The organism is Micromonospora sp. RB23 (assembly GCF_053585025.1).
Window position 1 is genome coordinate 866,611 of record NZ_CM132111.1, and the last position, 20,053, is coordinate 886,663.

Here is a 20,053-nt window from a genome sequence, read left to right on the forward strand (position 1 = left end):
TCGGGGTCAGTACCCGACGCCGACCAGCCGCTCGGAGACCTCCCAGAGGCGGGCCGCGTCGTCCGTGCTGCGGGCCGAACGGTAGACGGCCAACTCGGTCGGCGCGCCGGTGAACTGCCCCAGGCCGTCCGGCCCGTAGAACCGGCCGCCCTGCGCCCGTTCGCTGGTGGCCGCGTAGAGGGCGGGCCGCAGGCCGGCGTCCACCGACTGCACCAGGAAGCCCCAGCGGGCCAGCCGGCTCATCACGGCGTGGTGCGGCGACGGCCGCCTGCGGCCCAGGTTGGGCCCGGACGCGTACAGGTTGGTCATCGTGGTGCCGGGGTGCGCCACATTGCTGACGACGCCCCAACCGCCGGCCCGACTGCGCCTGTCGAGTTCCAGCCCGAAGTGCAGCGTGGCCAGCTTGGACGCGTTGTACGCGCGGACCGCCCCGTACCGCCGGGTGCTCTGTAGATCGTCCCAGTCCAGCTTGCCCGAGCGTGCGGCGCTGCTCGACATGGTGGTGACCCGGGCCCGTCCGGCCCGCAGCAGCGGCAGCAGCCGTCCGGTCAGCGCGAAGTGGCCGAGGTGGTTGGTGCCGAACTGAAGCTCGAAACCGTCGGCCGTGGTGTGTCGGGCGGGTGGTGCCATCACACCGGCGTTGTTGATCAGGATGTGGATCGGTCGCCCCTCGCCGAGCAGCGTGTCGGCGAGTGCGGCCACCGAGTCCAGCGAGGCGAGGTCCACCTGCCGGGTCGACACGGCGGCACCCGGCACGGCGGCCCGGACGGCTTCCAGCGCGGCGTCGCCCTTGGCCGGGTTGCGGACCGGAAGCACCACCTCCGCGCCGGCGCGGGCCAGGCGACCGGCCAGGGCGAGCCCCAGCCCGTCACTGCCGCCGGTCACCACGGCGAGCTTTCCGGTCAGGTTCCCAACGGTCTCATCGAGCACGACAACCTCCACGTCGCGGCGTCCTTCATCGGTCGCCGACAACACTGGGCCGGTCGCCGTCCGCTATTCAGGGTGACCTTGTCCAGGGATCGCCGGTCCCTGCCTGGCCCACCGGCATCAGGCGCCCAGGCAGGGCGAGTAACGTTCCGGACGGACCAAGATCGGCGTACGAGGAGGCTCGATGCAGACGACGACGGTGGACATCCCGACCAGCGACGGTGTGGCGGACGCGAGCCTGACCCGGCCCGACGGCGACGGTCCGTTCCCGGCCGTGCTCCTCTTCATGGACGCCTTCGGGCCTCGGCCCCGCCTGGTGGAGATGGCCGAGCGGATCGCCGGACGCGGCTATCTGGTGCTCACCCCACACCTGTTCTACCGGGCCGGCCGGGCGCCGCTGTTCGACCTGTCCCGGCTCGGCGAAGCCGACCAGCGGGGCGCCCTCTTCGAGAAGATCGTGCCGCTGATCGGGGCGTTGACCCCCGACGTGATCAGCCGGGACACCGCCGCGTACCTGGACTTCCTGGCCGGTCGCGACGACGTCAGGCCGGGACCGGTCGCGATCACCGGCTACTGCATGGGCGGCACGAACGCGCTGCGGGCCATCGAGGCGTACCCGGACCGCATCGCGGCCGTCGCCAGCTTCCACGCCGGGCGGGTCGTCACCGACGCGCCGGACAGCCCGCACCTGGGCGTCGGCTCGATCACCGGCGAGCTGTACTTCGGGCACGCCGACGCGGACCAGTCCATGACGCCCGAGCAGATCGCCACCCTGGAGAAGGCGCTCGACGCCGCCGGGGTGCGCTACCGCTCCGAGGTCTACGAGGGCGCGCACCACGGCTTCACCATGGCGGACACCCCCATGTACCACGCGCAGGGCACCGAGCGGCACTGGGCGGCCCTGTTCGACCTGCTGGACCGCACCCTGCCGGCGAGCTGACGCGGGCGGCGCGCAGGTCAGCCGAGGCCGCCCTGCGCGTCCCGTACGTCGCGCGGCCGGCCGGGCGTACGCGTGGTGACGCTGAACCGCCCGTCGGCCTCCATCCGCACCTCGCGGACCTGGCCGAGGTCGACGACGCCCTGCTCGCGGAGCAGGGTGTGCAACTCCTCGTCGGTGATCAGCTCCCGGCGCATGTTCTCCCGCACGATCCGCCCGTCCCGCACCAGCACCAGCGAGCTGGGCCGGATCAGCCGGGCGGCGGCCTGCCACCGGTACGCGACGGCGTTCAGCAGGTACGACCAGCCGATGATCACCCCGACCAGGAGCACCCCGTCGGTGACCGAGCTGTAGCCGCCGGACATGCCGTTCTGGGCGGCGTCGGCGAGCAGCACGATGACCAGCAGGTCGGTGACGCCGGTGGTGCCGCTCTCCCGCTTGAGGATGACCCGCAGGAGGGTGAACAGCGCGAGATACATGACGCTGCCCCGAACCACGATCTCCAACAGCGGGGTGTCCGGGACGAACAGCTCATGCCAGTCGGCCACCCGACGGGCTACCCGCCGCCCGCGCGGCCATGCCTACCCCGGTCAGCGGCGCAACAGCACCGGACCGGCGTCGATCCGGACGCGGAACAGCGCGTACGGCTTGCGGCGCAGGTCCTGGCCGCGCTGGTACTGCGGCTGCCGGTGCAGCTGGTTGGCGGTCACGTAGAGGTGCCCGTCGGTGGCCACCGACATGGTGTCCGGCCAGAGCAGGCGCGGGTCGTGCACCAGGGTCTCGACCTCGCCGTCCGGCGACCGCCGCAGCACCGCGTTGTGCTCGTACGAGGTGAAGTAGAGCCGCCCCTTGTCGTCCGACTCCAAGCCGTCCGACCCGGTGCCCTTGTCCCCCTCGTCGACGACTGTCGCCGCGACCGCCTCCTGGGTCACCGACGGGTCGGCCAGCGCCTCGGTCGAGACGCTGTGCAGGTGCCGGGACAGTAGCGGGGAGTAGTACAGCCTCTCGCCGTCGGCCGAGATGGCGATGCCGTCGGAGCCCATCGCCAACGGCTTCGGCGGTCCGTCCGGCGGGCGGTTCATGAGCGGGCGGCCCTCGACGAACGGGCGGAAGGCCGTGACCGGGTCCGCCTTCGTGGACGGGTGATCGTGCAGCCGCCGCCAGGATGCGCCGCTGGCCAGGTCCACCACGATGATCCCGTTCGGCCCGGAGTCCGTCGAGTCGGTGATGTACGCGACGCCGGCCTCGCCCCGGCGCAGGTCGAAGCGGACGTCGTTGAGGTACGTCGTCGGCGGCGCCACGTCCTGCGGGAAGGTGATCACCTGGGCGACCGTGTTCGTGTCCAGGTCGATCCGGACCAGCTTCGGCCCGCCCGGCTTCGTGGGCTGGAACTTCGGGCTGCCGGTGTCCACCACCCACAGCCGGTCCGCCGGGTCCACCACGATGCTCTGCACCGACACGAACGCGCCCGCGTCGTCGATGCCCGACGGGCTGTTCCACGCCTCGTCGGGGAAGGGCACCTCCTTGCCGTCCCGCAGCTCGACCACGCCGGCCGGCGGGTCGTCGCCCCACTGCGGGAAGTTGACGAAGATCCGGCCCTGGTGCGAGACGCTCACACCGGTCGGCATCGGGCCGGTGAAGGTGTGCACCAACTCCAACTCGCCCACCGGCTCGTCGCCGACCGGCCCGTTCATGACGCGCGCTCCATGGTGCTCATCGTCCAGCCCCCTGCCGTCGGCCCACTGCCACTTCCGCCGTGGCTATTCCCGCCCCGGCGTCCGATATGCCTGCGCCGTGCCGTGTCGGGGACGCTTGCCGGCCACGTCCAGGAACTCGTCGATGCGTGCCCGTCCGGCGTCGGTTCAGACGGCGTGGGCGGAGGAGATGGGCAGGCCCGGGACCGGGACGTCGACCGCGAGCAGCGCGCCGTCCGCCGGGCCGGCCGACGTGAGGCCGACCGAGGCGGTGCCGATGAAGAGACGCCGCAGGTCGGCGCCGCCCAGGCAGATGCCGGCCGGCTGTGCCGCCGGGAGCTGGATCTCCCGGTCCAGGGTGCCGTCGGGACGGTAGCGGCGGACCGCCGAGCCGCCCCACAGCGCGACCCAGAGGTGGCCCGCCGCGTCGAGCGTCATCCCGTCCGGGCTGCCCTCGCCCGGGGAGAGGCGTACGAACGGCTCCCGCCCGTGCAGGTCACCGGTGGTCGGGTCGACGGTGAACCGGTCGATCTCCCCACGGGGCGTGTCCGCCAGGTACATGGTGGTGCCGTCGACGTCGAACGCCGGCCCGTTCGGGATGGACAGCCCGGTCACGGCGGGCACCGGCGCGGCGCCGGGCGTCAGCCGGAACAGCGTGCCCCCGCCGGGCGTCTGCGCGTACGCCATGCTGCCGGCCCAGAAGCGGCCGTGCGGGTCGGCGACGGCGTCGTTCATCCGGGTCGGCTCGGGCGCGTCGGCGACCAGTTCGGCGACCGGTCGAGGATCGCCGGTGGCGGGCAGCACGGCGATGCCGGTGCCGGCGGCGGCCAGCCACTCACCGGGCCGGTCGGCCACCGGGGCGACCGCGCCGAGCGGCACGTCGAGCCGGCGCAGCTGCCGTAGTGCGCCCGGCCGGTCACCGTCGGTCTCGAGTAGACGGCCGGCCAGCAGGTCGACCAGGACCAGGCGGCCCTCGACCCAGCGCAGCCCCTCGCCCAGCTCCAGCCGCTCCGCGTCCCAGACGGTGGGTTCGGTCAGCTCCATCTCGTTCCTCCTGCGGTTCCCGGCGATGGCGGGGGTCCGTGCCGTTGCGCGGACCGTACCGCGCACGCCACTCGCCGCGGTGCCGCAGGTGGCTGTCTGGGCGGGGCAGTCACTGCCGGCGGATCAGGCCCGGCCCGGCAGTGATGTCGATCTCGCCGTCCTCGACGTCGTGGCCGGCGGCGCAGCGGAGCACCGCACGGACCGGTTCGCCGCAGTCGTGGTGGGTGGCGCGGATGCCGGGGCCGGCGTCGTCGGCGCTCCAGGTGTCGCCCCAGTTGCGCAGTGCGGTGATGACGGGCAGCAGGTCGCGGCCCTTGCGGGTGAGTTGGTATTCGTGGCGGGTGCGCTGGCCCGGTTCCCGGTAGGGGATCCGTTCGAGGAGGCCGGCGGCGACCATCTCCTTGAGTCGGGCCGCCATGGCGGGCTCGCCGACTCCGACACGCCGGACGAAGTCGTCGAACCGCCGCGTGCCGAGCAGCGCCTCGCGCATGATCAGAATCGTTGAACGGCTGCCCACGATGTCCATCGCTCGTGCGATGGAGCAGTTCTCCATCGACCAGGATTCGCGGTCGTCGCGTAGGTCCTCCATGTGGTCCAGCTTACCTGACTTGCGTTGACGCTAGCCAGGTGATTCGTCGCGCGTTACCCTGGCTTCACTATGCAGAAGTCAGCGGAACTCCGACCCGAGGACGTCCAGTGACCACCAGCAGCACGGCCCCGGCCGTCACCACCCGTGCGGCCGTTCGCGGCTCCCGCACGGTGACCCTGATCGCCATGTGTCTCGGCGCGATGATCACGTTCCTGCAGATCACCGCCACGGTCTCCGCCCTGACCACCATCCAGGCCCACCTGCGGGTCGACCCCACCACCGTCATCTGGATCCCCAGCGCCTACACCCTGGTCGTGGCGAGTCTGGTGCTGTCCGCCGCCACCCTGGGCAACCGCTACGGGCGCCGCCGCATGTTCGGTGCCGGCATCCTCGCGATGATCGCGGGCGGCGTCGCCGTGGCCAGCGCTCCCACCGTGGGCTGGGTGATCGTCGGCCAGTTGGTCGCCGGACTCGGCGGTGCCCTGATCCTGCCGAACAGCCTGGCGATCCTCGGCGCGACGTTCACCGACCCGCACCGCCGTACCGAGGTCATCACCGCCTGGTCGGCCGCCTCCGGCATCGGTCTGGCGGTGGGCCCGCTCATCGCCGGCGCGCTGCTGCGACACCACTCCTGGCACAGCGTGTACGTGTCGACGATCGTGCTGGGCGTGGTCACCCTCGTCGTCGCCGCGATCGGGGTGGCCGAGTCCCGGCCCAGCGCGGGACGACTCGACCTGCCCGGTCTGCTGCTCGGCACCGTCGCCATCGCCGCCGCGGTCTACGCGATGATCCAGGGCGGGCGCGACGGCTACACCAGCGGAGTCGTGACGGCCGCCTGGATCGTCTCGGCCGTCGCGCTTGTCGCGTTCGTGCTGGTCGAGTTGCGTACCAGCGCGCCGATGCTCGACGTACGGCTGTTCCGCTCGGCGTCGTTCAGCGCCGTCATGGTCGTCGCCGCCGTGTCGCTGTTCGGCTTCACCGGCGTGGCGATTCTGCTCGTCCTCTTCCACGAGCGTGCCCAGGCGCTCAGCCCGCTGGACACCGGCTGGCGGATGCTGGTGCTCTTCGGCGCGTACGTCCTCGTGGCCTTCGCCGCCGGGCGGACCATCCGGCGTACCGGATTCAAGGCGCCGCTCACCCTCGGCCTGGTGCTCGGCGCGGTGGCCAGCTTCGGACTGGCGGCGCAGGGGCCGACCACGACGTTCGACCACCGCTGGGCGCTGTTCGCGCTGTTCGGCGCCGCCAGTGGTCTGGTGGTCGCCCCGGCGACGGCGGCGGCGCTGGCCAGCGTGGCCCCCGCCCAGGCCGGCATGGCATCCGGCGCGGTCAACGCCTCCCGCCAGGTCGGCTCGGTGCTCGGCTCGTCCCTGCTGGGCACGCTGCTCACCACCACGATGGCGGCCGACCTGCCGGACCGCCTCGCCGCACACCAGGTCGGCGAACCCACCCGCAGCGCCGTACAGGCGGCGGTGGCCGCCGGCGCGACCGGCGACCAGCCGCTGCCCGAACCGGTCCGGTCGGCGCTCGCCGAGGCCATGACCTCCGGAGTGCAGGCCGGTCTGCGGGTCAGTGGCGTGGTCTTCCTCGTCACCGCCGTCCTCGCGCTCACCCTCATCCGCAACCGCCCCCACCAGCACTAGGTATGACCGAGGGTCACCGCCTGCCGCCGCCCAGACCGCGACCACGCCAGCGCCCGACTCCTCATCAGCTGCCGATCGTGTTCAGGTCCTCGATCGCGTCGGCCGGCAGGGTCAGGTCGGCCGCGGCAAGGTTCTCCCGGAGGTGGTCCAGCGTCGAGGTGCCGGGGATCAGCGCCATGGCGGGGGAGCGCTGTAGCAGCCAGGCCAGGGCGGTCTGCTGCGGCGAGGCGCCCACTCGGGCGGCGACGGCGTTGAGCGTGTCGGACTGCAACGGCGTGAATCCGCCGAGCGGGAAGAACGCGGCGAACGCGATGTTCTCCTTCGCGCACCTGTCGACAAGCGCGTCGTCCCGCCGGTTCGCGAGGTTGTAGAGGTTCTGCACGGTGACCACCGGGGCGATGGCCTGGGCCTCGGTGAGCTGGGCGGGCGTGACGTTGCTGAGCCCCAGGTGCCGGATCAGTCCCTCCTGCCGCAGCTCCGCGAGGGCGCCGAACTGCTCCGACAGCGGGTCGTCCTCGGTGCCCTCGGCCACGCCGACCCGCAGGTTGACCACGTCGAGGACGTCCAGGCCGAGGTGTCGGAGATTGTCGTGGACCTGGGCCTTCAGCTCGTCCGGTCGCAGCGCGGGGAGCCAGGAGGCGTCGTCGCCGCGGCGCGCGCCGACCTTCGTGACCAGGTGCAGATCCTCGGGGTACGGGTGCAGCGCCTCGCGGATCAGCTCGTTGACCACCACCGGGCCGTAGAAGTCGCTGGTGTCGATGTGGCGTACACCCCGGTCGACGGCCTCGCGGAGCACGGCGAGAGCCTGCTCGCGGTCGCGCGGGGGGCCGAAGACGTGCGGGCCGGCGAGCTGCATCGCGCCGTAGCCCATCCGGCTCAGGGTGAGGCCGTCGGCGGGGGTCAGTGCGCCGCCGGGAAGGTTGTCGCTCATGTCGTCCCTCTATCCGTTGCCGTCGCAGATATGCCTGCGACGACTCTCCGTCAATCTTCGCCCGAGTTGAGGACGTGGCGCTTGACGCGCGTTGTTTGTGAGTGCACACTCAAAAACATGCGATCCACCGCCGAGGCCCGTCGGGCCATCGTCCTGAACGCCGCCGTGTCGGCCTTCGCGCGTACCGGCTTCCACGCCACGCCGGTCACCGCGGTCGCGGCCGCCGCCGGCATCTCCGAGGCGTACGTCTTCCGGCTCTTCGCCGGCAAGCTCGGGCTGTTCCTGGCGGCGACCGAGGCGTGCTTCGAGCGGATCGTCGCGGCGCTCGAGATGGGCGCGGAGCGTGCCGGTGACGCCGGCCCGGACGACATCCTGGACGCGATGGGCGGCGCCTACGCCGAGCTGATCGCCGATCGTGATCTCCTGCTGCTTCAGGTGCAGGCGCAGGCGGTCACCGACGTTCCCGAGATCGCCGCGGCGGTGCGGGCCGGCTACAAGAGGGTCGCCACCTTCGTGCAGAACCGATCCGGCGCGGGCGATGCCCAGGTGCAGCAGTTCTTCGCGTACGGCCAGCTCTGCCACCTGATCGTCACGGCCGGTCTGGAGCAGGTGCCCGAGCCGTGGGCTCGTGCGCTGACCGCAGGTATCCGGCACCCCTGATCCACGTCCCATCATGGGCCGCTGCGGCGGCCCACTTTTTCCATCCGGCAAGTGAGTGAGTACGCACTCACAAACAAGAGGAGGCAATGATGTCCAGCAGCGAGATGATCACCGAAGTGGTGCTGCCCGGCGTGGTGGAGCCGGATGGGCTTCAGATCGAACGACGCCCCATGCCCGTCCCGGCCGCCGGGCAGGCGCTCGTCGAGGTCCAGGCCACCGGTATCTCGTACGCCGAGCAGAGCATGCGCCGCGACCTCTACCCCGGTCAGCCGGCGTTTCCGTTCGTGCCCGGCTACGACCTCGTCGGCACCGTCCGCGCCGTGGGACCGGGAGGTGACGGCTCGCTGGTCGGTACCCGAGTCGCGGCGGTCACCAAGACCGGCGCCTGGACCACGCACGCCGTCGTGGGTGTCGACGACCTCACGCCCGTGCCACCCGGCCTGGACCCGGCCGCGGTCGAGACCGTGGTGGTGAACGGAGTGACCGCCTGGCGGATGCTGGACCGGGCCCGGCTGCGGGCCGGGCAGACGATCCTCGTGCACGGCGCGAACGGCGGTGTGGGGACGGTCCTCGTCCAACTCGGACGCCACCTCGGGCTGCGGGTCATCGGCACCGCGTCCCCCCGGCACCACGAGGCGCTGCGGGCACTCGGCGTCGAACCGCTCGACTACCGCGCCCCGGACCTGGCCGCGCGGGTCCGGGAACTGTCTCCCGCAGGCGTCGACGCCGTCTTCGATCCGGTGGCCGGCCCGGGTGTGCGCACCTCGTACCGGCTGCTCGCGCCCGGTGGCACGCTCGTCGTGTACGGCACCGCCTCGGCCATGGGCGCCGCACGGTCAATCGTCTGGGTCTTCGTGAAGCTGCTGGCCCGCCTCTACACCTGGAACGCTCTGCCCAACGGGCACCGGGTCGGCTTCTACAACTTCTGGGCCGGTCGCCTCACCCGCCGCGCGGCGTTCCGGCGTCGGCTGCGTACCGACCTCGGCAGCGTGCTCGACCTCCTGCGCCAGGGCGTGCTCGTGCCGCAGATCGCCGCCCGCTACCCCCTGACCGAGGTCTCCGAAGCGCTGGCCTTCGCCGAGGCCCGCACCCGGCCCGGCAAGGTGGTGCTGGAACCCTGAACCGGCTCAGCCGTCGTCCTCGCCGAGATGCCCGCGCAGTGTGGCAAGCGCCCGGGTGAGCAGGCGGGAGACGTGCATCTGGGAGACGCCGATCTGCTCGGCGATCTGGGCCTGGGTCAGGTTGCCGTGGAACCGCAGGCTGAGGATCCGGCGTTCGCGTTCGGGCAGCGTGGCGAGCGCCGGGCCGAGGGCGACGCGGAGGTCGACGAGGTCGAACTCGTGGTCGCGCTCCCCGAGGGTGTCACCCAGCTCCAGGGTTCCGTCCGGGCCGGTGGGTGTGGACAGTGAGGTCGCCCGGTACGCCCGGGCACCCTCCAACCCTTCGAGCACGGCTTCCTCGGAGACGTCGAGGTAGGTCGCGATGTCGGCAACCGTTGGCGAGCGGCCCAGGGTGTGCGTCAGCGTGCTGTTGGCGGCGCTGATCGACAGTCGGATTTCCTGGAGGCGACGCGGCACCCGCACCGCCCAGGTGCGGTCCCGGAAGTACCGCTTGACCTCGCCGACGATTGTCGGGATGGCGTACCCGCTGAAGTCGACGCCGCGGGTCGCGTCGAAGTGGTCGACGGCCTTGATGAGCCCGACCATCGCGGTCTGCATGAGATCCTCGTCGTTGGCGCCGCGTCCCGAGTAGCGGCGGGCCAGGTGGCGGGCGAGTGGCATCCACGCCTCGATGGTGCGGTCCCGCAGCGCCGTCCGGCGCGGGTCGTCGGCCGCGGTGGTGGCCAACTCGACGATCAGTTCTTCCAGGCCAGCGGTGCTGCGACGGGCGAAACCAGTGGTGGGGGCGTGCTCGACAGTGGTGACCATGGGATCGGTCCTCTCTGCGGGATGCCCATCGCGAGGTCGACCGGAGAGAGATCCGAACCGGCTGTCGCCGGAGCGCATGGACGGACGGGATGCGCTGTCGAGGAGGGTCCACAACCCGGGCCTCGCCACCGCGTCATGTCGTTCGTGTGCCAGCGCCGACGCTACCCGAAAGTGCGAGTTATTACTAGCCGAAAGTATGAGTGGGTGAAGGTAGGGCGAGGTCAGGCGCACATTGGCAGTTCGCTCCCGGGCTCCTAGGGTGGTCAGGACACGGGGGAGGTGGAGCGTGGTCGACGCTGGCGACGCGGCGCGTTGGCTACAGCTCAACGCACCCCGGGGTGGGCCTGACGAACTGTCGCTCCTCGTCACCCGGGCAGCGCCGTCGGTCGGCGCCACCGAGATCGTGATCTACCTGGCCGACTACACGCAGTCCTGCCTCGTGCCCATGCTGGGCGCCGGTCTGACCCGGGACGAGTTGACGATCGAGACGACCCTGGCCGGTCGGGCGTTCACGACCCTCGACGTGCAGCGAGCCCCCGAAGCCCCGGACCGACTCTGGGTGCCTCTGCTGCTCGGCTGTGAGCGGCTCGGCGTTCTGGAGGTCGTGTCGCCGGCCGCCGGTGACACGGCGTTGGACGGGCCCGCCTGGGAGTTGGCGGTCAACGTCGCCCAGGTTCTGGTGAACCGCCGGCTCTACGGCGACGTCGTCGAGCGGATGCGACGCCGCCTCCCGATGCAGGTCGCCGCCGAGATCGTGTGGGGGCTGCTGCCGCCGCTGACCTTCGCAACCGACGATCTGGTGGTCACCGCGATCCTCGAACCGTGCTACGACGTCGGCGGGGACATCTTCGACTACGCGTTGAACGGCGACGTGCTCAGCCTCGGACTCTTCGACACCTGCGGGCACGGCATCAAGGCGAGCACCCTTGCCTCGCTGGTGGTCAGCGCGTACCGCAACGCCCGCCGATCCGGCCTCGACCTCGTCGACACGGCCATCAGCATCGACCGCTGGGTGCGCTCGGAGCACCCCAGCTACTTCGCGACCGCGCTGCTCGCCGAGCTGGATCGGCGGACCGGCCGGCTCAGGATGATCAACGCGGGTCACCCCGGCGCCATGCTGCTGCGCGACGGCAAGGCGATCCGGGAGCTGCCCGGACCGACCGCGCTGCCGCTCGGCCTCGGTCATCTGTCGAAGGCCAGGCCCCGGGTGTACGAGGAGGAGCTGCACCCGGGTGATCGCCTCCTCGCCTACACCGATGGCATCACCGAAGCGCGCAGTGCCGACGGGGAGCGGTTCGGGCTGGACCGACTCGTCGACTTCGTCAACCGTGCCCTCAACGACCGGCTGCCCAGCCCGGAGACGATGCGCCGCCTGGTGCGTGCCGTCCTCGCCTACCAGGACGAGCAGCTCGACGACGACGCGACGGCCCTGATCCTGGAATGGCAGCCGCAGCACCTGCCGTTGGCGCATCTGCGCCACGTGACCGCGCCCCACCCCTGACCACCGAGTGGGATTTTGCACTCCCAGTGCACTTGTCTCCGGATCGAGGGCTGTCTAGCGTCACACCATGGCTGACTCGTGGACCTTCGCCGTGGCCCGTGACGACCTGGGTCGCAGCATGCTCGCCGACGGCGACGTGCCGACGTTGCCCGACGGCGCGGCGCTGCTGCGCGTCGACCGCGTCGGCCTCACCGCCAACAACGTGACCTACGCGGTGCTCGGCGAAGCGATGCGCTACTGGGAGTTCTTCCCACCCGGCCCGCAGGGGCTCGGTCCACAGTGGGGGCTCGTGCCGCTGTGGGGGTTCGCCGAGGTGGTCGCGTCGACGGTCGCCGACGTCGAGGTGGGCCAACGGGTCTACGGCTACCTACCTTCCGCCGGCCACCTGGTGGTCCGGCCCGACCGGGTCGACGCGTCCGGGTTCCGCGACGCGAGCCCGCACCGGGCCGGTCTGCCCTCGCCGTACAACGCGTACCGGGCGACCGACGGCGACCCGGCCTACCAGGCCGGGCAGGAGGATCTGCTGATCCTGTTCCGGCCGCTCTTCTTCACCTCCTTCATGCTGGCCGACCAGGTCGTCGACAACGACTTCTACGGCGCGCGGTCGCTGGTGCTCTCGTCGGCGTCGAGCAAGACGGCGTACGCCGCCGCGTGCGAACTGCACGGACGCGGGGCGCGACTGGTCGGGCTCACCTCGCCCGGCAACGTCGCGTTCACCCGGTCACTCGGCTGCTACGACGACGTCGTCCCGTACGACGCGATCGACACCCTCGACGTGGTCGACACCGCGTACCTCGATCTGTCCGGCGCGCCCGCGACCCGGGTCGCGCTCCGCGAACACCTCGGCGACCGGCTCGTGCGGGACATCGCCGTCGGGCTCACCACCCAGACGCCCAACGCCGACGCCGCCGGGGAGGTCTTCTTCGCGCCCGTGCAGATGCGCAAGCGCAGTCAGGACTGGGGGCGTGACGGGCTCGACGCGCGGTTCACCGACGCCTGGCAGCGGTTCGTCCCGAGGGTGAGCGGGTGGCTCGACGTGCGGGTCGGCCACGGTCCGGAGGCGCTGCGGGACGCATGGATCGAGGTCCTCGCCGGTCGTACGCCGCCACGGGTGGGTCACGTCGTCCAGTTCTGACCGCCCGGCCGCCGTTACGGCACGATGGCGTCCACGTAGCCGCCGTCGACCCGGACCGCCGCGCCCGTCGTCGCGGAGGCGAGCGGCGAGGCCAGGTACGTGACCATGTTCGCGATCTCCTCGGGCTCGATGAGCCGCTGGAGCAGCGACTGCGGCCGGTGCAGCCGCATGAACTCCCGCTGGGCGTCCTCCCAGGGCAGGCTGTCGCCCACGAGATCGGCGACGAGATCCTCCACGCCGCCGGTGTGGGTCGGCCCGGCGAGCACCGAGTTGACGGTCACGCCGGTGCCGGCCGCGGCCTTCGCGAATCCGCGCGAGACGCCGAGCAGGGCGGTCTTCGAGACGCCGTAGTGGATCATTTCGGCGGGGATGACGACGGCCGAGTCACTGGCGATGTACTGCACCCGCCCCCAACCGCGGTCCATCATCGCGGGCAGGTAGGCGCGGGTCAGCCGGACGCCGGCCAGCACGTTCACCTCGAAGTAGCGGCGCCACTCGTCGTCCGAGATCTCCAACGGCTCGGTGGGTCCGAAGACGCCGAGGTTGTTGACCAGGATGTCGACGCTGGGCAACAGGTCGAGCGTGCGAGCCGTACCCTCGTCGGTCGACACGTCCGCGTCCACCTCGACGACCTCCGCGCCGGGGACCTCGTCGCGCAGCGCCTTCGCGGCGCGCTCCACGCCGGCGGCGGTACGGCCGTTCACCGCCACCCGGGCCCCCGCCCGGGCGAGCCCGACCGTGATGGCCGCGCCGATGCCCTGGGTCGAGCCGGTGACCAGCGCCGTCCTACCGGCGAGATCGATCTGAACCGTCATGTCCCGTCCCCGTTCCTGCGCACCGCACCCGTTTACCGCAGCCTCGACCGTAACCGCGCCGGCCGGACCGGGCAGGGTGAGTCGGACAGATCACGCCCCGGCAGGCGCGACCAGTGTCCGGTCCGAGCAGAAAACCGTAATGTGACCTGCCACCGCTCGTCTCCGATCAGGAGACGGTCAGCGCGTACAGGCGCTGTTCGGGTCGAGCGCACAAGGAGTGGAACCCATGTCGTCAGCCGGTCGGGCAGTACCCGATCCCGGATTGGTCGTCGCGGCGCGACAGGGCGACCGGCGGGCTCTCGACGAGGTCGTGGCGGCGTCGCTTCCGTTGGTCTACAACATCGTCGGGCGTGCGCTGCGCGGCCACGCCGACGTCGACGACGTGGTCCAGGAGACCCTGGTACGGGTGATCCGGCACCTGCCCAGCCTCAACGACCCGACGGCGTACCGGTCCTGGCTGGTGGCGATCACGATCCGGCAGGTACGTGACTGGGACCAGCGGCGACGGGTGGCCCTCAACCGGGACGCCGGCCTTGACGTGATCCACAACGTGCCCGACCCCGCCTCCGACTTCGCCGGCATGACGATCCTCCGGCTCGGCCTCACCGACCAGCGCCGTGAGGTCGCCGAGGCCACCCGGTGGCTCGATCCGGACGACCAGGAACTGCTCTCGCTGTGGTGGTTGGAGGAGACCGGCGAGCTGACGCGTACCGAGATCGCCGAGGCGGCGAATCTGTCGCCGGGGCACGTCGCCGTACGCATCCACCGGATGAAGGAGCAGATCCAGAGCGCCCGCGGTGTCGTCCGCGCACTGCACGAACGACCCGGGTGCCCGGACCTGCACGCCCTGACGGCCGAGTGGGACGGCAACCCCAGCCCGCTGTGGCGCAAGCGGTTGGCCCGACACGTCCGGGACTGCGCGTTCTGCGGGCACCTGGGCGCGGCGTTCCTGCCGATCGACCGGCTGCTCGCGGGGATGTCGCTGCTGCCACTGCCGGCCGGCCTCAGCGCCCGCGTTCCGCACGCGGCCCTGCCCCCGGCCGCCCCGCAGCCGGTCGGGCCGCCCTCGAACGTCGTCGAGCTGGCGGCCAGCGCACCCCGGGGTCTACTGCCGTCCCTCGCCGGGACGGTGGCGGCCGTGGTCGCCGCCATCACCGCGGTGGTGGTGCTCCTGCCGGCCGATCCGGCCGCCGCGCCACAGCCCGCGCCCTCCTGGGCCGCCGCGCCCCCGGCCTCGCCCACCGTCGTCGCTACCCCGAGCAGGGCGCCGTCACCGAGCGTGCGTCCCTCGCCGTCGAAGGCGCCGGTCGTGCCGGCGGTCAGCTCCGCGCGCAAGGGCGTCGGGGTGTGGAACTTCGCGGGCGCGAGTCAGGCGTTGGCCAACTCGAAGGCCGGTTGGTACTACACCTGGGGCACCCAGCACCCGGGCATCACCACCCCGCGAGGCGCGACATTCGTCCCCATGATCCGTAGCGCGGAGAACGTCAACGCCACAGACCTTGCCCGGGCCCGGGCGGCCGGCCCCTACCTGCTCGGCTTCAACGAGCCGGACCTGTCCGAGCAGGCGAACATGACCGTCGAGCAGGCGCTGGACCTGTGGCCGCAACTGATGGCGACGGGCAGCAAACTGAGCAGCCCCGCGGTCGCCTGGGGTGGCGCGGATCCGCAGGGTTGGCTGGGCCGGTTCATGGCCGGCGCCGAGGCCCGGGGTCACCGCGTCGACTTCATCGCCCTGCACTGGTACGGCGCCGACTTCACGACGGCCGCGGCGGTGAGCCAGCTCCGGCAGTACCTGCAAGCCGTGTACCAGCGCTACAAGAAACCGATCTGGCTGACCGAGTTCGCGCTGATCCGCTACGACGGCGGGGGTCAGAACTTCCCCAGTCAGGAGCAGCAGGCCGCCTTCCTCACCGCGGCCACCAGCATGCTCGGCCAGCTCTCCTACGTGCAGCGGTACGCCTGGTTCGGCCTGCCCGCGACCGACAAGGACAAGTCCGGGCTGTTCAGCGACGGCAACAAGGCGACGGCGATCGGCCGCGCGTTCCAGGCCGCGCGCTGATGACCGGCGCCGCGTTGAAGGCCCCCGCATGGCGGATCGCCGGCGTCGCCGTGACCCTGGTCGCGACGACGCTGGCCGTCGGCCTGACCAGGAACGCGAGCCGCACGGAGCAACCCGCCGCGCCCGCCTCGTCGGCTGCCGCACCTGCCGCGTCGGTGCTGCTCAACGGCACCGACGATGCCTTCATCCAACTGCTGCTCCCGATGGACGCGGGCGCGCTCGCGTTGATCGACCACCTCGACACCCGTCCGTCGGCCACCGACCCCGCGCTGCGCGCCGTCCTCGCCGACATCCGGACGGCCCACCGGGCCGAGGTGACCGAGCTGCGGCGTCTGCTGGCCGCCGGCAACGTCCCGGAGCAGAACATCCACGAGGGGCACCAGATGCCCGGCATGGTGACCGACGACCGCCTCGCCGAGCTACGGGCAGCCTCCGACGCCGAGGCGCCGTCGCGGGCCGTGGGTCTGCTCCGGGCGCATCTCGAACAGACGGTCGTGCTGTGTCGGGGCGAGCAGAACGCCGGGGGCAGCCCGGAGGTGCGGGCGCTCGCGGGCCGGATCCAGACGGCGCGGGCCGCCGAGCTGAGCGCTCTAGCGGGTCGGCCCGGCGCGACCGGCGATGCGGACCACTGACCTGTACGACACCGTGGGCGGTCCGGCGCGGGTGTCGCGGGCTGCCCACCGTGCCGCGACGACCGGGTACGCGGACAGCGTCCGGCGAGGTCGTACCGGTCGGGCGGTGCCGCGCTGCCGGGGTGCCGCGACCACACCGACGGCGGGTTGGCGCGGCGGTCACCGCCGTGCCACGAGCCACGCCACCCTCGTCGGCGCGACCGTGGTGGTGGGCCTCGGATGGCTGCTCGCGATCCTCGCCGCGCCGCACGTCACCCTCTCCCCGGGCGGGCGGACGGTCGCCCTCTTCGGTCACCTGACCTGCCTGGTGGTGGGCTTCGGCGCGGTGTTGACGGTGGACTGGTTCAGCCTCCGCTGGCTGCTGCGCCGCGAACCGCTCGACGCCGTGCTGAACGCCGCACGGGCAGCGCACCCGCTCATCTGGCTGGGCCTGGTCGGTCTCGTCGTCAGCGGCGCGGCGTTGGGACCGGACACGTCCTCCGCGCTGGTGTGGGTGAAGCTGTTCGCGGTGCTCGCGGTCGGCGTGAACGGGCTCTTCCTCGGCCGGGTGCGGGACCGACTCGTCGCGGCGCAGGGCGACCCGCGCTGGTCCGCTCTGCTACCCGGCGTCGCCGCCGCCCTCACCTCCCAGCTCGGCTGGTGGGCCGCCACCCTGATCGGCTTTCTCAACGCGAACCGCTGATCCCGGCGGCTCGACCGCCTCGGCGAGCACCTCCAGCACGTGCCGGTACGACTGCCCGGTGGCCCGGCTCATGCCCATCTCGCAGGTCCGGTTGCAGGAGGCGTACGCGTCGTGCGGGCGCTCGTTGACCTCGGCGGCCTGGGCGGCGGTGGCGCTGGCGGTGACCTCGGGGTGCAGCAGCCCCCGGTCGCCCGCGAAGGCGCAGCACCCCCAACTGTCCGGCACGGTCACCGTGTCGGCGACCGCCCGGGCCACCGTGCGCAGGTCCTCGACGCCGTCGAGGTGCACGGTGGAGCAGGTGGGGTGCAGTGCGAGCGAACCGAGCCGCCGGGGCTCGGGCAGCGCCGGCAGCAGGTGCCGGGCGGTGAAGGTGACGCTGTCGACGAAGCGCAGCTCCGCGTACCTCGCCCGGTCCTCGACGGCGAGCGCGGCGGTCAACTGCGCGAGTCCGTGGGTGCAGGACGACGCGTCGCACACGACGGGCAGCCGGCCCTGGTCGCTGGCGGCCCAGAGCACGGCCAGGGTGCGCTCGGCCATCTCGCGGTGCCCGGCCGGGTAGCCCTTGGACTGCCAGGGCGTCCCGCAGCACAGGCCCGCCGTGCCGGCCGGTACGACCACCGGCACCCCGGCCAGCTCGCACAGGCGCAGGAACGCCGCCGCCGAGCCGCCGGAGGAGTCCTGTGGTGCGAAGAGGCTGCCGATGCACGCCGCGAAGAACACCGCCTGGGCGTCCGGCGTGCTGCGTGGCCGGGGACGGGGCGCACCGGCACGCGGGATGTCGTCACTCCACTGTGGCACGAGTTCGGTGACGCCGAGGGAACGGATCACGCCGGTGGCGGCGCGGACCACGGGTGTCGGGGTGACGTGCGCGGCGTTCAGCCCGACCCGGACGCCGGTCACGGCGGCCTTCCAGTGCCGGGCGACACCGGCGGCGGTGCGCTGGGCGCGGGGGCTGTGCCGCTCGGCGCGCAGGCGCTTCATGGCCGCGCCGGTGTCGATGCCGACCGGGCAGGCGGTGACGCAGAGGCTGTCGGCGGCACAGGTGTCCACCGCCGCGTACGCGTAGTCGTCGGTCAACTCCCGACGGCGCTCCTCGTCACCGGCGGCGGTGGCGAGGGCGATCTGTCGTTGCAGCACGATCCGCTGTCGGGGGGTGGTGGTGACGTCGGCGGTGGGGCAGACCGGCTCGCAGTAGCCGCACTCCACGCACGCGTCCAGCTCCTCGTCGACCGTCGGCACGGCCTTGAGCTGCCGCAGGTGCACGCTCGGGTCGTCGTTGAGCAGCACGCCGGGGTTGAGCAGGCCGGCCGGGTCGCACAGCCGCTTGAGCTCCCGCATGACGTCGTACAGCTCGTCGCCGTACTGACGGCGGACGAAGGGCGCCATGGCCCGGCCGGTGCCGTGCTCGGCCTTGAGGGTGCCGCCCTCGGCGAGCACGAGGTCGACCATGTCGTCGGTGAACCGCGCGTAGCGGTCGATCTCGGCCGGTGTGTCGAAGGACTGGGTGAGCATGAAGTGCAGGTTGCCGTCGCGGGCGTGTCCGAAGATCACCGCGTCGGCGTAGCCGTGCCGGTCGAACAGGTCGATCAGCCCGTCGCAGGTGCCGGTCAGGCGGTGCATCGGCACCGCGATGTCCTCCAGCAGGGCCGTGGTGCCGGGTGGGCGGGCCCCGGCGACCGCCGTGTAGAGGCCCTTGCGCAGGTGCCAGAGCTTGGCCCGTTCGCGCGGGTCACGGGTCAGCTCGGTGCCGGTGACGGCGGGCAGCCGATCGAGCATTCCCCGGGCGTCGGCGAGCGTCGCGGCCAGGTGCTCCGCGCTGTCCTCGGCGAACTCCACCAGCAGCGCCGCGTGCCCCGTCACGGTGAGCCCGCGCAGGGCCGCGCTCGCGCCCGGGTCGCGCTGGCTGACCCGCAGCGCGGCCGCGTCCAGCAGTTCGGCGGTACGCGCGCCGGCGGCGAGCAGGGCGGGCAGCGCGTCGGTGGCGTCGGTGAGACCGGGCAGGATGAGCAGGCCGGTGGCGGCGTGGGGGTGAATCTCGACGGTGCGGAAGACCGCCTCGGCGACGAAGCCGAGCGTGCCCTCGCTGCCGATCATGAGGTGGGCGAGCATGTCGACCGGGCTGCTGTGGTCGAGCAGCGAGTTCAGTCCGTACCCCATGGTGTTCTTCATGGCGAACAGCCGCTCGATGGTGGCGCGCGAGCCGGGGTCCGACCGTACCCGGTCGCGCAGCCGCAGCAGCCCGGCGTGCAGCTCGGGTTCGGCGGCCCGCAGCCGCTCGTCGGCGTCGCGGGCGGCGGAGTCGACGACCGTGCCGGACGGCAGCACGAAGCGCAGCGACTCCATCGTGCGGTACGCGTTGTCGGTGGTGCCGCAGGTCATCCCGCTGGAGTTGTTGGCGACCATGCCGCCCACGGTGCAGGCGGCCTCGCTGGCCGGGTCCGGGCCGAGCCGACGGCCGTAGCGGGCCAGTCGGGCGTTGGCCTGCCGGATCGTCAGCCCCGGTTGGAGCCGGATGCGCCGCCCGTCGTCGAGCACCTCGGCGTCGCGCCAGTCGGTGCGCACGTCGACGAGTACGCCCGCGCCGCCGGCCTGCCCGGCGAGGCTGGTGCCGCCGCCGCGCAGGGTCAGCGGCACCCCGGCCTCCCGGGCGCCGACCATCAGCGCGCCCACCTCGGCGGCCGAGGCGGCGCGGACCACCGCCTGCGGCTCGAACAGGTACGGCGAGGCGTCGTGCGCGGCCGCGAGCCGCCGGGGCAGCTCGGCGCTGGCCCGGCTCGGGTCGTCGAGGCGGGAGCGCAGCAGGTCGGCGACCTCGCGGGCGCGGACGCCGGAGGCGGTCGGCGCGGGTACGACGGTGCTCATGGCGGATCCTCCCTCGG

Annotated in this window: 18 protein-coding genes; 9 read left to right on the forward strand and 9 right to left on the reverse strand. The window is 72.4% G+C overall.

Going from position 1 to position 20,053, the window contains the following annotated elements; all coding sequences use genetic code 11:
- Positions 1 to 6: 6 nt before the first annotated feature.
- Positions 7 to 930, reverse strand: a complete 924-nt coding sequence (locus ACTFTM_RS03985) for an SDR family oxidoreductase (protein WP_449564504.1) — start codon at positions 928 to 930, stop codon at positions 7 to 9.
- Positions 931 to 1,111: 181 nt separating this feature from the next.
- Here ACTFTM_RS03985 and ACTFTM_RS03990 point away from each other — a divergent pair, with 181 nt between their 5' ends.
- On the forward strand, positions 1,112 to 1,867 hold the full coding sequence (locus ACTFTM_RS03990) for a dienelactone hydrolase family protein (protein ID WP_449564505.1): 756 nt from the start codon (positions 1,112 to 1,114) through the stop codon (positions 1,865 to 1,867).
- Positions 1,868 to 1,884: 17 nt separating this feature from the next.
- On the opposite strand, the gene ACTFTM_RS03995 is transcribed toward ACTFTM_RS03990, so the two are convergent.
- From ACTFTM_RS03995 to ACTFTM_RS04010, 4 genes are all read right to left on the reverse strand, one after another.
- Positions 1,885 to 2,412: a DUF421 domain-containing protein gene (locus ACTFTM_RS03995; protein WP_449564506.1), complete on the reverse strand. Its 528-nt coding sequence runs from the start codon at positions 2,410 to 2,412 to the stop codon at positions 1,885 to 1,887.
- A 42-nt stretch (positions 2,413 to 2,454) separates the two neighbouring features.
- On the reverse strand, positions 2,455 to 3,558 hold the full coding sequence (locus tag ACTFTM_RS04000; RefSeq protein ID WP_449564507.1) for an L-dopachrome tautomerase-related protein: 1,104 nt from the start codon (positions 3,556 to 3,558) through the stop codon (positions 2,455 to 2,457).
- A 168-nt stretch (positions 3,559 to 3,726) separates the two neighbouring features.
- A complete protein-coding gene (locus ACTFTM_RS04005) occupies positions 3,727 to 4,602 on the reverse strand; it encodes an SMP-30/gluconolactonase/LRE family protein (RefSeq protein ID WP_449564508.1) in 876 nt (291 codons plus the stop codon).
- Positions 4,603 to 4,711: 109 nt separating this feature from the next.
- Positions 4,712 to 5,191 (reverse strand): winged helix-turn-helix transcriptional regulator, encoded by a 480-nt coding sequence (locus tag ACTFTM_RS04010; RefSeq protein ID WP_449564509.1) that lies wholly within the window; start codon positions 5,189 to 5,191, stop codon positions 4,712 to 4,714.
- Positions 5,192 to 5,298: 107 nt separating this feature from the next.
- On the opposite strand from ACTFTM_RS04010, the gene ACTFTM_RS04015 reads away from it, so the two are divergent.
- The gene (locus tag ACTFTM_RS04015) at positions 5,299 to 6,831 is read left to right on the forward strand and encodes an MFS transporter (protein ID WP_449564510.1); all 1,533 of its coding nucleotides are present in this window, start codon (positions 5,299 to 5,301) and stop codon (positions 6,829 to 6,831) included.
- Positions 6,832 to 6,895: 64 nt separating this feature from the next.
- Here ACTFTM_RS04015 and ACTFTM_RS04020 read toward each other — a convergent pair whose 3' ends face one another.
- Positions 6,896 to 7,762 carry an oxidoreductase gene (locus tag ACTFTM_RS04020; protein WP_449564511.1) on the reverse strand — a complete coding sequence of 289 codons (867 nt, stop codon included), beginning with the start codon at positions 7,760 to 7,762 and terminating at the stop codon, positions 6,896 to 6,898.
- A gap of 117 nt (positions 7,763 to 7,879) precedes the next feature.
- Here ACTFTM_RS04020 and ACTFTM_RS04025 point away from each other — a divergent pair, with 117 nt between their 5' ends.
- Entirely contained in the window at positions 7,880 to 8,422 is a 543-nt protein-coding gene (locus ACTFTM_RS04025; protein ID WP_449564512.1) for a TetR/AcrR family transcriptional regulator, read from the forward strand.
- 89 nt (positions 8,423 to 8,511) lie between these two features.
- Entirely contained in the window at positions 8,512 to 9,543 is a 1,032-nt protein-coding gene (locus ACTFTM_RS04030; protein ID WP_449564513.1) for a medium chain dehydrogenase/reductase family protein, read from the forward strand.
- Positions 9,544 to 9,549: 6 nt separating this feature from the next.
- On the opposite strand, the gene ACTFTM_RS04035 is transcribed toward ACTFTM_RS04030, so the two are convergent.
- Positions 9,550 to 10,350 (reverse strand): RNA polymerase sigma factor SigF, encoded by an 801-nt coding sequence (locus ACTFTM_RS04035; protein ID WP_449564514.1) that lies wholly within the window; start codon positions 10,348 to 10,350, stop codon positions 9,550 to 9,552.
- Positions 10,351 to 10,636: 286 nt separating this feature from the next.
- Here ACTFTM_RS04035 and ACTFTM_RS04040 point away from each other — a divergent pair, with 286 nt between their 5' ends.
- Entirely contained in the window at positions 10,637 to 11,851 is a 1,215-nt protein-coding gene (locus ACTFTM_RS04040) for a PP2C family protein-serine/threonine phosphatase (protein WP_449564515.1), read from the forward strand.
- 67 nt (positions 11,852 to 11,918) lie between these two features.
- Positions 11,919 to 12,986: a DUF2855 family protein gene (locus ACTFTM_RS04045; protein ID WP_449564516.1), complete on the forward strand. Its 1,068-nt coding sequence runs from the start codon at positions 11,919 to 11,921 to the stop codon at positions 12,984 to 12,986.
- A 14-nt stretch (positions 12,987 to 13,000) separates the two neighbouring features.
- Here ACTFTM_RS04045 and ACTFTM_RS04050 read toward each other — a convergent pair whose 3' ends face one another.
- Positions 13,001 to 13,801, reverse strand: coding sequence for an SDR family NAD(P)-dependent oxidoreductase (locus tag ACTFTM_RS04050; protein WP_449564517.1), 801 nt, complete (start codon positions 13,799 to 13,801; stop codon positions 13,001 to 13,003).
- A 226-nt stretch (positions 13,802 to 14,027) separates the two neighbouring features.
- Here ACTFTM_RS04050 and ACTFTM_RS04055 point away from each other — a divergent pair, with 226 nt between their 5' ends.
- From ACTFTM_RS04055 to ACTFTM_RS04065, 3 genes are read left to right on the forward strand one after another with little or no spacing between them, the layout of a single operon-like run.
- On the forward strand, positions 14,028 to 15,860 hold the full coding sequence (locus ACTFTM_RS04055; protein WP_449564518.1) for a sigma-70 family RNA polymerase sigma factor: 1,833 nt from the start codon (positions 14,028 to 14,030) through the stop codon (positions 15,858 to 15,860).
- The gene (locus ACTFTM_RS04060) at positions 15,860 to 16,492 is read left to right on the forward strand and encodes a DUF305 domain-containing protein (protein WP_449564519.1); all 633 of its coding nucleotides are present in this window, start codon (positions 15,860 to 15,862) and stop codon (positions 16,490 to 16,492) included. Before ACTFTM_RS04055 ends, ACTFTM_RS04060 begins: the two co-directional genes overlap by 1 nt.
- Positions 16,479 to 17,174, forward strand: coding sequence for a hypothetical protein (locus ACTFTM_RS04065; RefSeq protein WP_449564520.1), 696 nt, complete (start codon positions 16,479 to 16,481; stop codon positions 17,172 to 17,174). Before ACTFTM_RS04060 ends, ACTFTM_RS04065 begins: the two co-directional genes overlap by 14 nt.
- Here the strand turns inward: ACTFTM_RS04065 and ACTFTM_RS04070 are convergent.
- Positions 17,091 to 20,036 (reverse strand): FAD-binding and (Fe-S)-binding domain-containing protein, encoded by a 2,946-nt coding sequence (locus tag ACTFTM_RS04070; RefSeq protein WP_449564521.1) that lies wholly within the window; start codon positions 20,034 to 20,036, stop codon positions 17,091 to 17,093. The genes ACTFTM_RS04065 and ACTFTM_RS04070 overlap by 84 nt on opposite strands.
- Positions 20,037 to 20,053: the final 17 nt, after the last annotated feature.